General features: G+C 63.9%; 16 protein-coding genes. 7 read left to right on the top strand and 9 right to left on the bottom strand.

The window, feature by feature from the left end; all coding sequences use genetic code 11:
• Positions 1–58: 58 nt before the first annotated feature.
• The 7 genes from O7B34_RS19125 to O7B34_RS19155 form a co-directional block, all read right to left on the bottom strand.
• Entirely contained in the window at positions 59–457 is a 399-nt protein-coding gene (locus O7B34_RS19125; RefSeq protein ID WP_337147520.1) for a DUF1801 domain-containing protein, read from the bottom strand.
• A 34-nt stretch (positions 458–491) separates the two neighbouring features.
• On the bottom strand, positions 492–935 hold the full coding sequence (locus O7B34_RS19130; RefSeq protein WP_337147521.1) for a DUF1801 domain-containing protein: 444 nt from the start codon (positions 933–935) through the stop codon (positions 492–494).
• 12 nt (positions 936–947) lie between these two features.
• Entirely contained in the window at positions 948–1,169 is a 222-nt protein-coding gene (locus tag O7B34_RS19135; RefSeq protein WP_337147523.1) for a hypothetical protein, read from the bottom strand.
• Between the two features lie 38 nt (positions 1,170–1,207).
• On the bottom strand, positions 1,208–1,600 hold the full coding sequence (locus O7B34_RS19140; RefSeq protein ID WP_337147524.1) for a VOC family protein: 393 nt from the start codon (positions 1,598–1,600) through the stop codon (positions 1,208–1,210).
• A 78-nt stretch (positions 1,601–1,678) separates the two neighbouring features.
• Complete coding sequence (locus tag O7B34_RS19145; protein WP_337147526.1) at positions 1,679–2,110, bottom strand: SRPBCC family protein; 432 nt, start codon at positions 2,108–2,110, stop codon at positions 1,679–1,681.
• On the bottom strand, positions 2,107–2,430 hold the full coding sequence (locus tag O7B34_RS19150; RefSeq protein ID WP_027146469.1) for an ArsR/SmtB family transcription factor: 324 nt from the start codon (positions 2,428–2,430) through the stop codon (positions 2,107–2,109). Before O7B34_RS19150 ends, O7B34_RS19145 begins: the two co-directional genes overlap by 4 nt.
• Before the next feature lie 379 nt (positions 2,431–2,809).
• A complete protein-coding gene (locus tag O7B34_RS19155; protein ID WP_337147527.1) occupies positions 2,810–3,538 on the bottom strand; it encodes a gamma-glutamylcyclotransferase in 729 nt (242 codons plus the stop codon).
• A 274-nt stretch (positions 3,539–3,812) separates the two neighbouring features.
• On the opposite strand from O7B34_RS19155, the gene O7B34_RS19160 reads away from it, so the two are divergent.
• Positions 3,813–4,505 (top strand): DUF2270 domain-containing protein, encoded by a 693-nt coding sequence (locus tag O7B34_RS19160; RefSeq protein WP_337147528.1) that lies wholly within the window; start codon positions 3,813–3,815, stop codon positions 4,503–4,505.
• 220 nt (positions 4,506–4,725) lie between these two features.
• Entirely contained in the window at positions 4,726–6,933 is a 2,208-nt protein-coding gene (locus O7B34_RS19165) for a cation:proton antiporter domain-containing protein (protein WP_442920977.1), read from the top strand.
• Between the two features lie 85 nt (positions 6,934–7,018).
• Here the strand turns inward: O7B34_RS19165 and O7B34_RS19170 are convergent, their stop codons facing one another.
• Positions 7,019–7,162, bottom strand: coding sequence for a hypothetical protein (locus O7B34_RS19170; protein ID WP_337147531.1), 144 nt, complete (start codon positions 7,160–7,162; stop codon positions 7,019–7,021).
• A 212-nt stretch (positions 7,163–7,374) separates the two neighbouring features.
• Between O7B34_RS19170 and O7B34_RS19175 the strand changes: the two genes are divergently transcribed.
• The 5 genes from O7B34_RS19175 to O7B34_RS19195 all read left to right on the top strand — a co-directional run bounded on the left by O7B34_RS19175 (position 7,375) and on the right by O7B34_RS19195 (position 13,102).
• Entirely contained in the window at positions 7,375–7,821 is a 447-nt protein-coding gene (locus O7B34_RS19175; RefSeq protein ID WP_337147533.1) for a DOPA 4,5-dioxygenase family protein, read from the top strand.
• Positions 7,822–7,889: 68 nt separating this feature from the next.
• Positions 7,890–8,843, top strand: coding sequence for an ornithine cyclodeaminase family protein (locus tag O7B34_RS19180; protein WP_337147534.1), 954 nt, complete (start codon positions 7,890–7,892; stop codon positions 8,841–8,843).
• 524 nt (positions 8,844–9,367) lie between these two features.
• Positions 9,368–9,853 (top strand): Csu type fimbrial protein, encoded by a 486-nt coding sequence (locus O7B34_RS19185; RefSeq protein WP_442920974.1) that lies wholly within the window; start codon positions 9,368–9,370, stop codon positions 9,851–9,853.
• Between the two features lie 133 nt (positions 9,854–9,986).
• Positions 9,987–10,721, top strand: a complete 735-nt coding sequence (locus O7B34_RS19190; protein WP_337147537.1) for a fimbrial biogenesis chaperone — start codon at positions 9,987–9,989, stop codon at positions 10,719–10,721.
• Positions 10,718–13,102 (top strand): fimbria/pilus outer membrane usher protein, encoded by a 2,385-nt coding sequence (locus O7B34_RS19195; protein ID WP_337147538.1) that lies wholly within the window; start codon positions 10,718–10,720, stop codon positions 13,100–13,102. The genes O7B34_RS19190 and O7B34_RS19195 overlap by 4 nt, the downstream gene beginning before the upstream one ends.
• A gap of 9 nt (positions 13,103–13,111) precedes the next feature.
• On the opposite strand, the gene O7B34_RS19200 is transcribed toward O7B34_RS19195, so the two are convergent.
• Positions 13,112–14,143, bottom strand: a complete 1,032-nt coding sequence (locus O7B34_RS19200; RefSeq protein WP_337147540.1) for a Csu type fimbrial protein — start codon at positions 14,141–14,143, stop codon at positions 13,112–13,114.
• Positions 14,144–14,437 lie beyond the last annotated feature (294 nt).

The following is a 14,437-nucleotide window of genomic DNA, read 5'->3' on the forward strand; positions in this document are numbered from 1 at the left end:
GAGGTCCGGCAGGACAGTGAGGGGCAGCGCCGACGGCGGCCTTTGTCGACAGACGCGGTTACCTTCGCGCCTTCGACTTATTCAACGCCACGGCGGCGCGCACCAGCGCCTTGAAGGCCTCCTCGTCGATCTCTTCGCCCTTCTGGAAATCGATGGCGCGGCGCGTATTGCCTTCGAGGCTGGAGTTGAACAGGCGTGCGGGATCGGGCAGCGCGGCCCCTTTGGCGAAGGTCAGCTTGACGACGGCCTTGTAGGTCTCGCCCGTGCAGATCATGCCGGCATCCTCCCACACCGGCACGCCGCGCCATTTCCACGTCTCGACCACGTCGGGATCGGCTTGATGGATCAGCGCGCGCAGCCGCCCCAGCATCTCGCCGCGCCAGTCGCCGAGTTCCTTGATCCTGCCGTCGATCAGCTCGGAGGGAGATTTGCTGTCCTGCAGTCCGGTGGTCGTCATGCCGTTTCTCCTTCAAACGCTGGAAATAGCGCGCTCACATGCGCTCGCCAGGCAATTGGCTGGCCTGCTTCACCCAGGCGCTGAACTGCGCCTCGTCGAAGGCCTCGTCCTCGTGGATGTGGAAATAGCGCGTATCCCTGCTCTTGGACGCGACCGGCGGCACCGGGTCCAGCGACTGGCCGCGAAAGAAAGCCACCTTGATGTATTTGGCGAAGCAATGGATGTTGAGGAACCAGCCCTCGCCTTCGACGCCGTAGAAGGGCGAGTTCCATTTGACCGCCTTGTGGACACCGGGCAAGGCGCGCTCGATGAGCGCGTCGAGGCGTTGGCCGACCTCGCGCTTCCAGCCCGGCATGGCCGCGATATAGGCCTGCACCGGGGCATCGCCATAGCCTTTGGCGATCTGCGGGTTGCCGCCGGAAAGCAGCTTCGGCTCAGCCTTGGCGGGCCTGGTCGATTTCTGCTCGATCTTGGCCATGCCGCTCCCTTCCTATCCGTTGGCCCGCTGCACGCTGCGTCCCCTGGAAACATAGGGCAGCACGAACATATAGAGGCCGCTGAACAGCAAAAGAAAGAGCGGCAGGAGTGGCGAATAAACCACCCAGGCGGGCGGCTGCCCGAACGCCATGGTGATAAAGTTCGCGGCGACGGTTGCCGTAAAGATGATCGACAGCCAGCGATGCGTCTGCCTGATCCATTTGCTCCAGTCCAATGCTACCTCCTCTTGCATGCGTTGAAAACCGGCGCCCCTCACCAGCGCGCCAGCTCCGTGATCTGGACGAGATTGCCGCAGCCATCATTCACCTGCGCGATGGTCGAGCCGGTCACTGCGATCGGCGCCATGGCGAAGGCACCGCCATTCGCCTTGATGCGCTCGTGGTCGGCCTTGATGTCGTCGGTGAACAGCATCAGCGCCGGCTGGCCCTGCTTGAAGATCGCCTGCTGGTAGGCCTTGGCTGCCGGATTGTCGTTCAGCGCCAGCTGCAATTCGGTCCCGTCGGGCTCTTCGGCCGAGACGACCGTCAGCCAGCGGAACGGCCCGTTGCTGAAATCGGCTTTCTTGGTGAAGCCCAGCACATCGGTATAGAAGGCAAGCGCCTTTTCCTGATCGTCGACATAGATGCTGGTCAGTTTGAGTTTCATCGCTTTTTCTCCATGGGTTTTGCTGGCGGAGAACCGCCCTTTAATAGTGCTGTGTGGCTTTCGGCCTGGCCGGAGACTTCAGTCCGTCCGCGCCAGAAGCTCTTCCAGCTTCTCCAGGAATTGCGGCCACCCCACCTTGGCGCCGCCATAGGCCCGCCTCTGGTCGGGCCGGAAACCGGCCTGCTCCATGCGCAGATGGGTTCCCGTCGGCGTCGGGGTGAGCGTGAAAGTCACCACGCTCCTGAGATCGAAGGCCGGATCCTGGTGCGCCAGGTTCCAGGTGTAGGACAGCGTCTTGTGCGGCTCGACGGCAAGCACCTCGCAGTCCAGCACGCCGCCCCAGTCGGCGCTGATGTTGAAGCGATGGCCCACGACCGGATTGAAATCGTTCTTCATCAGCCACTCCTCGATCAGATGCGGTTGCGTCAGCGCGCGCCAGAGTTTTTCGGGTGGATGGGAGATTTCCCGCTCGACGACGACAGTGCGGGTCTCCTGGGCACTATCGTTCACTGGTCCATCCTCTTGAGCAAATCCTCGAGGTCGTCGAACCGGCTTTCCCAGAACCCCGCCATATGGCGTGTCCAGTCCATCAGCGGCGCCAGCGCGGCAAGCTGCGCGCTGTAATGCGTCTGACGGCCCTCATGCCTGTCGCGCACCAGCCCGGCCTGCTTCAGCAAGCCGAGATGCTTCGACACCGCCGGCTGCGAGACGCCGGACTGGATTGTCAGAGCGCCCACGGTCTGCTCTCCCTGGCGGCATAATCGTTCGAAGATGGCGCGCCGCGTCGGGTCGGCGAGCGTCCTGAAGAGCGCATCGTGAGCATCGGTCATGTGCAATCAATAACCCGTTGGCTATTGGTTTACGTATAACCGCCGGGATATGTATGTCAAGCCGGAACATGGAGCGACAGGAATATCGGTGAGATGGACGGCAAAGCCAACATAGTCCTTCGGCGCTGGACGCGATCGCCTTCACCCCTGGACGCGATCGCCTTCACCCGTTGACAGCGGCTTCGTCCCAACCGGACGAACAGACTGTTCATCTTGGCCAAATCAGCTATTATAGGTAAGGGCCTGCCGCAACGTAGTTTGCTCAATCCATGGCCCCTTCCGCTCAGGCGACCGTCGATACCCCGCCCCCCCGCCCTTCGGCGGTCGTCAGCCATTTCCTGTTCACGCAGGCGCATTCGCGCGGCGCCGGCTCGGTTTTTCAGCGGGTATGGCTCCGCCCGATCTCCTGCGCCACCAGTTCCTGCAACTGCCACAGATTGCGGTCACGGATGCCGCAGGCGTCGAGGTGGCGGATCGTCTCGAACAGATATTGCGCGCCCGAGCCCCAGTGGCCGACGGCTCTGGCCAGCGTCGCCGCGACCGCGGGCTTGTCGAGCTTGCCGGCGTAGCGCGGATTGGCGGGATCGACGACGAAGCCGAGCGCCTGGCCCGTCCCGCCTTCGGTGCTGACCCGCAGCCAGCGCGGCACGTTGACGGCGGGCAGGATGGTCATTTCGCGGCGCAGCAGCGCTTCCAGATTTTCGGCCACCGGTTCGGCGATCTCGAATACCATGCCCTGGCACTGGCCGCCACGGTCGAGCGCCATCATCAGGCCGGGCCGATCGAGCGTGCCGCGAAAGCGCTGCACGGTGAAGCAGAACGACCGGTGCCACCCCCGAGCCACCGCCCGTTCGCCACCCCGCACCTCCCCCGCCGGCTTCCACAATAGCGAGCCATAGGCGAACAGCTTCAGCGGCCCGGCCGGCGCCGAGGCCAGAATCTCGTCGCGAAACCGCGCATAATCCAGGTCAGTCATATAGACCATGCCTGGCGTCGGCCCGGCATCCTCGACCGCGCGCAAGGTGCGCGCCACCAGCGCCTCGGTCAGCGCCATCGGCGGTTTGCGGAGCGCGGGTTTGCGCGGTGCGGCGGAAATCGGCTTGTTCATTTTCGTGCCTCGGCCATGGCCGCTATGTTGCCCAGCGGAGGCAGATACTCAAGAGGCTGCCGACGCTGCCAATCTCCCCCCAAGCGGGGGAGATGTCCGGCAGGACAGAGGGGCCCGCCGGCGCCTGAATGAGTTCCGCCCCGCCGCGACGTCCGAAGGTGACATACGCGCGGGAAACACAGGGAGAACGCGACCACCCGTCCCATTTGTCGCCGGCGGGGTCGCAATGGAACGACATCGCTCCCGGAACGTTGCATCAGGTTGGGAGGAAGTCATGAACGATGCGCCGGCAACGCCCGTCGGCAGGACGCTTTTGCCAAGCGAACTGGTCACCGTGATGTCCCATTTCCATCGCGCCGAGATCGCCCGCATGGCCGGCTGGCGCGACCGCCTGGACCGCACCAGCAACTGGGCGATCACCGTTGTCGCGGCGATGCTGTCGGTGTCGCTGTCGACGGCCAGCGCCCATCACGGCGTGCTGCTGTTCGCCATGCTGCTGGTGCTGCTCTTGTTGTGGATCGAGGCGCGCCGCTACCGCTTCTTCGATGTCTACCGCGCCCGCGTACGCCAGTTCGAGCGCCATTATTTCGCGCAGATCTTCTCGCCGCAGCCGGACTTCGCCTCCGACTGGCTGCTGATCCTCGGCGAGAGCCTGCGCACGCCGAAATTCCTGGTCTCGCAGCGCGTGGCGCTGGCACGCCGTTTGCGCCGCAACTACCTGCACATGATGCTGATCCTACTGCTCGCCTGGATCCTCAAACTGTCGACCCCGAGCCTGATCAACCAGGGCGCGCCGGTCGGCTTTGCCGGCACATTGCGCGAGGCCGTCGGCGCGGCGGCGCTCGGTCCCGTTCCAGGCGCGGCCATCGTCGCCGTGGTTGCCTTCCTCTATGCCGGCCTGGTGGCCGCCGCCTTCCTGACGCCGGGCGATGACGGCGAGCTCTCCTTCGGCGATGTCCACGTCTGAGCCCGATATCTGACGCCCGATTTCTGCGACGGATGGCTGCAACGCAAAGGTCAGCCGCGCGTTGTTATGGTCAGTCCGCGGCGGCGTCTTGAAGGGACCCATGATCCACCCAACGGCAACGAGGTCGCACGGCGCCGCGGTCGCCTTTTCGCTGGCCATTCTCCTTCTGGCACCGGCAAGCCACGCGCTGGCTGCGCAGCCGGCCGGTCACGCCTCTGGCATGGGCGGTTCGGCCGAAGGGCTGTTCGTCGCCGAGATCGTGCTCCTGCTTCTGGTCGGCCGTGGGCTGGGCGAAGTCTTCCAGCGCTATCGCCAGCCGGCGATCATGGGCCAGCTGATCGGCGGCATCCTGCTTGGGCCGTCGCTGTTCGGCTGGCTCTGGCCCGACGCGCAGCACCTGGTCTTTTCCACCGATCCCGCGCAGAAAAGCATGATCGATGCCGTCTCGCAGCTCGGCATTCTGCTCCTCCTCCTGCTGACCGGCATGGAGACGGATCTGCGCCTCGTACGGCGGGTGGGCGCGGCCTGTTTTTCGATCTCGATCACCGGCGTCGTCGTGCCCTTTGCCTGCGGCTTCGCGCTGGCGCAGGTGCTGCCGGGCTCGCTGTTGCCCGAGCCGACTGAGCGCGTCGTCGCCGGGCTGTTCCTCGGCACCGCGCTGTCGATCTCCTCGGTCAAGATCGTCGCCATGGTGGTGCGCGAGATGAACTTCATGCGCCGCAACCTCGGCCAGATCATCATCTCCTCGGCGATCATCGAGGACACGATCGGCTGGCTGATCATCGCCGTCACCTTCGGCATCGCCACCAATGGCAGCCTGCAAGTGGTGCCGCTCATCACCACGGTGGCCGAAGTGGCGCTGTTCATGGTGTTTTCCTTCACCATCGGCCGCCGCGCGGTGTTCGCGCTGATCCGCTGGAGCAATGACTCGTTCCGCAGCGAATACGCCGTCATATCGGTCATCCTCATCATCATGGGCGTGATGGCGCTGATCACCAACCTGATCGGCGTCCACACCGTGCTCGGCGCCTTCGTCGCCGGCATATTGGTGGGGGAATCGCCGATCCTGTCCAACCACATCGAGGGCCAGTTGCGCGGCGTCATCACGGCGCTGTTCATGCCGGTGTTCTTCGGCATGGCCGGCCTGTCCGCCGACCTCACCGTGCTTGCCGACCCGACGCTGGCGCTGCTGACGCTGGCGCTGGTGCTGATCGCCAGCATCGGCAAATTCTCGGGCGCCTTCCTCGGCGGCCGGCTGTCCGGCATGTCGCTGAAGGAGGCCACCGCCATCGGCAGCGCCATGAACGCGCGCGGCTCGACCGAGGTCATCGTCGCCTCGATCGGCCTGTCGATGAACATCCTCTCCCACAATCTGTTCACGATGATCGTCACCATGGCCGTCATCACCACGCTGGCCATGCCGCCAATGCTGCGCTGGGCGCTCGGCCGGTTGCCGGTCGGCGATGCGGAAAAGCAGCGCGTCGACCGCGAACTGCTCGACGAGCGCGGCTTCGTCTCCAAGCTGGAGCGGTTGCTGCTGCTCGTCGACGACAGCCCGGTCGGCAAGTTCACCGCCTATCTCGCCGGCCTCGTCGGCGGCGGTAGCGGCATGCCGACCACGCTGCTCCACCTGGAGGGCGGGGAACTGCCCGGCCCTGCCCGCGACAAAGGCCCCGAGCGGGCCTCGCAGCAGGTCAAGAAAGGGGCGGCCAGAAGCGCCAGGGCTGTCCGCAAGGCCGAGGATACGCCGGTCGACAAGGTCCACCTCACGGCCCGCACCGAGCTTGAGGCCACCACCGAAACGATCGCCGCCGAAGCGCGCAAGGGCTACGGCCTTCTGCTGGTCGGGCTGGACAACGCGATGACCGACAAGGGCACCTTCAGCGGTACCCTGAAGGATATCACCAGCGGCTTCGACCGCCCGCTCTGCCTGGTGCTGAATGGCGCCAAATCCAGCGGCAAGATGCCGTTGCTGCGCGCCGGCGCGACCATTCTGGTTCCCGTCAACGGCACCGAAGTCGCGCGCCGCGCGGCCGATTTCGCGCTCGCCTTGGCCCGGCCGCACCGGGCCCGCGTGAAAGCCCTCTATGTCTCGCAGGCCCGCAAGGGCAGCCCGCCAAGCTCGGTTTCGCACCGCCGCGAGGAGGCCGTGCTCAAGGATGTCGCCGATCTCGCCGACCGCTATGGCGTCGCCGTCGAGACCGCGATCCGGACGCGTGCCACGCCCGACAGGGCGATCGCCAGGGAGGCGGGCAAGGGCGCCGCCATGGTGGTGATGGGCGTCACGCAGCGGCCAGGCGAAGAGCTGTTCTTCGGCGACACGGCGACCGCCGTGCTGGCCGCCGTCGCCTGCCCGGTCGTGCTTCTGGCCAGCGACCGCGTCAGGCGGGCCGAGGCCGAGGAGGCGGCAACCGAGACCGGCGCTTGATGCGCTTTCGAATACGCAATTCCCTAGGGAAAGCGCTATGCGCTTTTCCCGGGGAAAACCGCTACGCACTTTTCCTGGAATTGCTCTACAGGCCGAAGAACTGCCGCCCGATCGCATAGCCCAGCGCCGCCACGACGAGCGGGAACAGCGCCGGCGCGATCTTGCCGAGGAAGGAGACGCTTGTGTCCCTGGGCGGCACATAGCGTCCATTGCCAAGATTCTTGGTCATTGCGTACCCCACGCCATCGGATAATTAGCAGATGCTTATTGACGCATGGCCGAATTAACGGCTTGCAAAGAAATTCGTTCGAATAGCCGACCATTGCGCGGCGCCCACAGCCTGTTTGTCGCTGATCTCGGCGCACGCCGCCCCGGCTACAGACAAGATACCCGCGCTTCGGCTAAAGTTCCGCCGGACGCGACGCCAGGGGAAGAACCGAGATGAGCAAAGCCAGTTCAACGCCGGCCGGGCAGCCGAGGCCCCCCAATCCAAGACAACTGGCCGAGATCGCCAGCTACCACGCCCATATCTACTATGACGGGCAGGCCGAGCGGCAGCATGCCGAATGGCTGCGCCAGCGCATCGGAGAACGTTTCCGCGTGCGCCTGGGCAATTGGCACGACGGACCGGTCGGCCCGCACGGGCAGGCCATGTACCAGGTCTCCTTCGCACCCGAAATTTTCGCGACGCTGGTGCCCTGGCTGATGCTGAACCACCGGGGCCTCAGCATCCTCATCCACCCCAACACCACCAACCCCAAGCGCGACCACCTGGTCGACCCGATCTGGATCGGCCGCCCGCTGGAGGTGCATGGCGAGGTGCTGGGCGAGGAGCATGAGGCGGAAGAGGCGCTGGAGGTGAATACGGAGCCGACGCTGGGGGCGTGAGGGGCCCGCGATGAGGGGGCCGCTGGCCCTCTCGCGGGGTTTGATGATCCCTTTGGGGGAATGACAGGATGAAACCCTTGGCCGCCGAAACCTTGCCCTATCTGTCATCGGCGCTGCTCGACCGCCTGTCGATTTCCACGGCCGACATGGTCGACGAGATCGAACGCCAGATCGTCGGCCAGAGGCGCGGCGAGGTCTGGTGCGCGCCGAAGGCGGTCGTGCTGCCGGGCGACGACCGCTACATCATGGCGACGCTGGGCGTTGCGTCCACGCCGCCGGTGCTGGCCACGAAATCGCTGGTCGTCAATCCGCGCAACGCCGGGCGCGGCATGCCCACGCTGAATTCGCTGATCACGCTGCTCGACGCCGAAACAGGCCTGCCGCTTGCCCTGGTCGACGGCAATTGGGTGACGGAGAAACGCACGGCCGCCTTGAGCGCCGTCGCCGCCAGGCGCATGGCCAGCGGCGACGCGTCGTCCCTCGCCTTCATCGGCTGCGGCGTGCAGGCGCGCGGCCACCTCGAAGCGTTCGCCGACCTCTTCCCCTTGCGCGAAATCCGCGCCTTCGGTCGCGGCGCGGCCAATCGCGACGCGCTTTGCCAGATAGCCCGCTCGCGAGGCCTGCAAGCAATCCCATGCGACACGGCAAGGGCCGCGATCGAAGGCGCCGACATGGTGGTGACGACGGTGACCCTGGTGCCCAGGCCCGCGCCCTTCCTCGACGCGAACTGGCTGAAGCCGGGAAGCTTCACCGTGATGACCGACCAGGCCCTGCCCTGGCTGCCCGGCACGATGCGCCGCTTCGACCGCATCATCGTCGATGACCTGGAGCAGGAAGCGAAAATGCCCAACCCCATGATCGACCCCACGATGGTCGCCGGCGACCTGACAGGCCTGGTCTGCGGCGATTTTGCGGGACGGGAGGGGCCGGGCGAAACGACGGCGTTTGTTTTTCGAGGGCTGGCGGTGGGGGATCTGGCGGTGGCGGCGCTGGTGTATGAGCGGGCAAAGGTGGGAGCGTAGGAGCGCGAAATGGTTTTCGGTTCGGCGTCGGGGCAAACCGAGCGCCGAATGGCTGCGCTCGGGGAACGTTCAGCGCACGCTTGGGCAAATTGGCACGATAGACCAGCCGCACGGGCAAGCCAGGTACCGGTCTCCTTGGCCTCCGCCACGCTGGTCCCCGGCTGATGCTGAACCATCGGGGGCATCCTCATCCACCCCGCCAACCCCGAGCGCGACCATCTGGTCGATCCGATCTGGATCGTCCGAAAGCTGGGGGCGCATGGGGAAGTGCTGGGCGAGCACGATGATGCGGAGGAAAACCGTTGATCTCCCAGGCAATCGACGTGCTGAACCTCCCATGCTTTGCGTGAAATATACGGGGGTCAGAAAGCATAGGCCGAACGCCAGGCCGAAGTGCAATTTCGAACTGAGATACCACCACCAAAGGGAATATTAGTAATCCATAATTAACCATGTGCGGGCATATATGTGCCGAACAACCGCCCTGCCGCATCAATCCCCCCAATCTTCAAGGAGCCTCACCTGTGTGGAGGATAGTATCAGCGTGCCTGGTCTTGCCAGCGCTTTTCAGCAGCGAAGCGCGCGCGACTACCACGACGAGTTCGATGTCCGTCCAAATGACCATTACGGCATCCTGCACGATCAACAGCGCGGCGACGCTAAACTTCGGATCGTCGGGTGTCATTGCGGCCAATGTCGACCAAGCATCGACGCTGCAGGTCCAGTGTACCAACACGACTCCTTACAATATCGGGCTGAATGCAGGCACCGGCACCGGAGCGACCGTCGCCACCCGCAAGATGACCAACGGCGGCTCGACGATCAACTATTCGCTCTACAGCGACAGCGGCCGGACCACAGTATGGGGCAACACTGTTGGCACAGATTCAGTGTCGGCGACCGGCAATGGCGCCGCGCAGAGCTTTACCGTCTATGGACGGGTGCCGTCGCAGTCGACACCAGCTCCGGCGGTCTATACCGACACGGTGACAGTGACGGTTACCTACTAGTCGCAATCGTAGCCCTGCAACAGAACCCTGCGTCGGGGTATCGCGTGTAAATGGGCGTTTTTGAGCAGATCGGCAATCCGATCGGCTGCTGCGTCGCCAGCAGAGGCCGCTCGAAGCCTGAGGAGAAATTGAGATGGTGGTGAAGTCGAGTTCGGCGTTGGCGTTGGCGGCGGCTTTGCTTTTAGGCTCTTGGCCGGCGCGCGCGGATGCGCTTCAGGTGCAACCTGCTCTGGTCGACGTCGTCGCACCCCAAGCCGCATCGACGATCACGCTGCACAATGCGGGATCAACCCCCAGCACGATCCAGATACGCGTCTTCCGCTGGTCGCAGTCGAACGGCGACGAATCCCTCACTCCCACCGAGGATGTCGTTGCGTCGCCGCCCGCGATCACGCTGGCGCCGGGCGTCGACTATGTCGTGCGAATCGTGCGCGTAACGAAACAGCCCGTGGTCGCTGAAGAGGCCTACCGGCTGCTCGTCGACGAGTTGCCGGACGCAGGCCCCGCGCGAAGTGGCACGGTGAAGCTGCTGGTGCGCCACTCCATACCCGTCTTCTTCGGTTCACCGCAAAGAGGGCAGCCGGCCGTGGATTGGACGGTATCGAAGCAAAACGGGCGAGTGCTCGTTTCCGCCCATAATCTTGGCAAAAAGCGTCTGCGCATCTCCGCTCTCTCGTTGCGCGATGCTGGTGGACACAAGATTTCCTTCGGCAATGGCTTAGTCGGATATGCTCTCGGTCAGTCCACCATGCAGTGGACGGCGCCGGTCAAGGGGCGAAAATTCGCTACTAATGGGTCGGTGTCGGTTTCCGCGGAAGGCAACGATGGCGCAATCAACGCGGTTGCCGCGGTTGATAGCGGGCAGTGAAAGGAGCGAGCCTCCTGAGATTTTCGATACTGCTTTGCACGCTGACAGAGTTCGATGCTGCGGCGGCGGAAATCCGGCATTTCCAGCTCGAAGTCTTCGTCAACGGCGCCTCTACCAACCAGATCGCGGCGTTCACATCCCCCGACGGAAGGCGTTTTGAAACAAGCCAGAACGAACTGCGCGCCCTGGGATTGGCTGTCGGCCAAGACAAACCGGACGATGCCACCGTCATGCTCGACACCGTTCAGGGCCTGACCTATCGCTACGACGAACGCGAGCAACGCATCTACCTTAGCATCAATGATAGCCTGCGCGGAACGATCAGCTACGACGCGAGGCCCGATGGCGAAGCCCCGCCTCGCATAGACACGGGCACTGGCGGCGTTCTCGACTACAATCTCTTCGCCGCGTCGCGACAGGATGTCGACAAGAAAAATTTCACTTTCAGCGGCGTGTCCGCGACCCTGGACGCGCGAGCCTTCTCACCAATCGGCACGCTCGGTCAGTCGGCGATCCTTCGGCTGGACCAAGAGGGCCACGCCGATGCGCTGAGACTCGACACCACTTTCAGCTATTCGGACCCGGCAAGACTGGTCACATACCGGGCAGGCGACGCGATCTCCGGCGGGTTCGCATGGACGAGGCCGATCCGCATCGGCGGACTTCAGTTGCGTCGCAATTTCGGGCTCCGCACAGATCTGATTACCCAGCCACTTGCCTCCGTCGGCGGCAGCGCGGCGGTTCCATCCACGGTGGACGTCTACGTCAACGATGCGAAAGCCTATTCTCACGACATAGGCGCCGGCCCATATCAGATCACCGACATTCCGGTCACGACCGGCGGCGGGGAAGCGCGTGTCGTGCTACGCGATGCGGCGGGTCACGAAACGCGCACGACCGTGCCGTTCTATACGTCTCCCAACCTGCTGCGACCGGGACTATCGGATTTTTCGCTGGAAGCTGGCCTCCCGCGCTTCGGCTATGGAACGACTTCGGACGCCTATGCGCTCAATCAACCAGTCGTGTCGGCAAGCCTGCGAAAGGGTATCTCGGACTGGTTGACGCTGGAAGGCCACGCGGAGGCCTCAAGCCAAGTGGTGAATGGCGGCGCTGGGGTGGTAACGCGCACCGGCTCGCTTGGCGTCGTCTCGTTCGCCCTTTCCGGCAGCCATGGCGACACCGGCAACGGCGCGCAGGCCTATGCTTCCTATGAAATGAGGCTCGGCCGTGTCAGCATCAATGCAAGCACCCAGATGACGTTTGGGCACTATGACGATCTCGCGTCGGCGACTGGCCGATTTCGGGAACAGGCGGGGGTCGATCACGAATTCTTCAGCCTTCTAGATTTCGATCCCGAGGTGACCGATGGATCCGCTCGAGTTGACCGACCACATGAGATGGTCAACAGCATTTCGTTCGGCGTACCTCTATCCGGCACCAGCAGCATCGGCGGAAGCTATATCGACCTCACATCAGCGACCGGCGACAGCTCGAGAATCATCACCGCCTCCTATTCGCGGACGCTGCCCTTCGGCTACTTCAACGCCACCGCCTTTGCGGAGCTTTGCGGGCACCGGCATGTCGGCCTGTTCGGAGCATTGTCCGTCCCGATCGGCGTCGACGTGATAGCATCATCGGCAGTCTCCGCGGGTCAGGACGGCGTCGAGGCGTTCGCCGAATTGAGCAAGCCGCTCGGCGAGGAACCCGGCAGCATCGGGTGGCGGGCAAGCTTCAGCCAGAAATCCTCCGAAGGCGCGGCGGCGGCGTCTTACCGCTCGTCTTACGGGCAGGCGGATGCCACCGTCATTCATTCCAGCTCCGGCAGCACGGCGACTGCGCAGGTCGACGGCGCGATCGCGACAATGGGCTCTGGGGTGTTCCTGACGGATCGGATCGACGACAGCTTCGCTGTCGTCGAGACAGGTGTGCCCAATGTCGGCGTCATCTATGAAAATCGCCCTGTCGGCGTGACGGACGCGCATGGCCGGTTGCTGCTGTCGGGCCTGCGTTCCTATCAAAGGAACAAGATCGCCATAGGCACCACCGATCTGCCTGTCGACGCCGAGGTCGCCACCACGCAGGCCGTCGTGTCCCCGGCCGACCGCTCGGGCGTCCGGGTGGATTTCCGTGTTCGCACGAACGTCAATGCCGCGGTGCTGGTCGTGTCGAAACCGAACGGACAGCCGTTGGCGGTGGGATCGCAGATCAAGGTCAACGGGAATCTGGATGCCCTCGTCGGCTACGACGGACGCGCCTATGTCACAGGGCTGACAAGCAGAAATACCCTCACGGCGGCGACCGCTCAAGGCTCGTGCCAGGCGTCTTTCCCTTACCGATCCAGAGCCAACAAGCAGGTGATCATTCCTGTTGTCTGCCGATAAACTATGCCCTCAGTAGGTGACCGTCACGACGATCGTGTCGCTGTAGGTGCCTGGCGCGGGCGTCGTCTGCGCGGGGGCGCGTGCGTAGACGCTGTATATCTGGTCCAGCCCCGTACCCGTACCGGCACTGGAGTCGGTCCCAATCGTATTGCCCCAAATGGCGGTTCGGGCGCTATCGCTGTAGAGCGAATACATCACAGTCTTGACGCCGCTCGTCATCTTCCGGTTGGCCACGGTGGCCCCCGAACCTGTGCCGGCGCTTAAACCGATGGTATACGGCGTCGTGTTTGTACAGCGCACGGTGACCGAACCTGTCGCGTCAGTGTTCGAGGCCAGAACGCCGACCGAGCCGAAGTTGACACTGGAGGCCGAGACGGCGCAGTTGGGGTTGATCGTCGCGGTCCAGGACGAGCCGCTAGAAGTGGTCTGGCGCGTGCCGGTCGGGCAGGTCGCAGCGGTCTTATAGTCATATTCGGTGGCCGGAGCGGTGCTCATGGTCCAGGCAAACGATCCAGGGCCTGTCGTGGTCTGGTTGGAGAGCACCCTGCCATAGGCGGTGAGGGTGGCGCTGGCGCTTCCGCTTGATCCCAATCCAAGGTCGAAAGTTGTGCCGGCAGGATAGAGACCATAGGACGTGGTGGCCAGACCCCAAGACCCCCAAATGGTCGTTCGGGAGGGATCGCTGTAGAGCTCGTGAACAAGTCGCTCCGAACCCGCCGCTAGCCGGCGATTGCCGGCTGCGTTCGTCTGACCGGGCGAGAGCTCAACGCAAAGGCGCACTGTCTGATTGGCTGTCCCGGTGCAGTTGATCGAGAAGGTTGACGTCGCATCGATCGTGCCACCGTTCAGGATATCTATCGTTCCGTACGACCCGATGGAGTTTGAAATTGAACAACTCTGGGACCGGGCGTCCTGCATGCCCACGGCAAGCAGCAGCGCGAGCATGACCGCCCGCATGACCCCACGCGCAAGCGAAATCGTGCAATCAAGGAGGCCGATTGCCGACCTGTGCTTATCGAATGCTGGCTCGTCCCCGTCCATCGCACTTGCCTATCACAGCATCCTGCTGAGCAGAAAGGCTATCTCGAAATTGAAAGCCTTGGACGAACTCGAGCCCAGCTGCTTGGGACTGGATCACTTGTCCTGACCGACTGCAGGAGGCGTCGAAAAGCGCAATCCACGATACTAACCACCAGGCAGGCAAGGGCAGACGAGCGCCGCTTTTTCGTTTCGAGCCGGAACTTTTAGCTATCGCTAATGTTAATCTGAATCGGTGTAGCCGCCCCGTGTCGGTGGGAGGTGGTCATGAACAGGCGCCTCGTACTCTTCTCCGCA

It is taken from the genome of Mesorhizobium sp. Cs1299R1N3, from assembly GCF_037179625.1.
GTDB classification, from domain to species: Bacteria; Pseudomonadota; Alphaproteobacteria; order Rhizobiales; family Rhizobiaceae; genus Mesorhizobium; species Mesorhizobium salmacidum.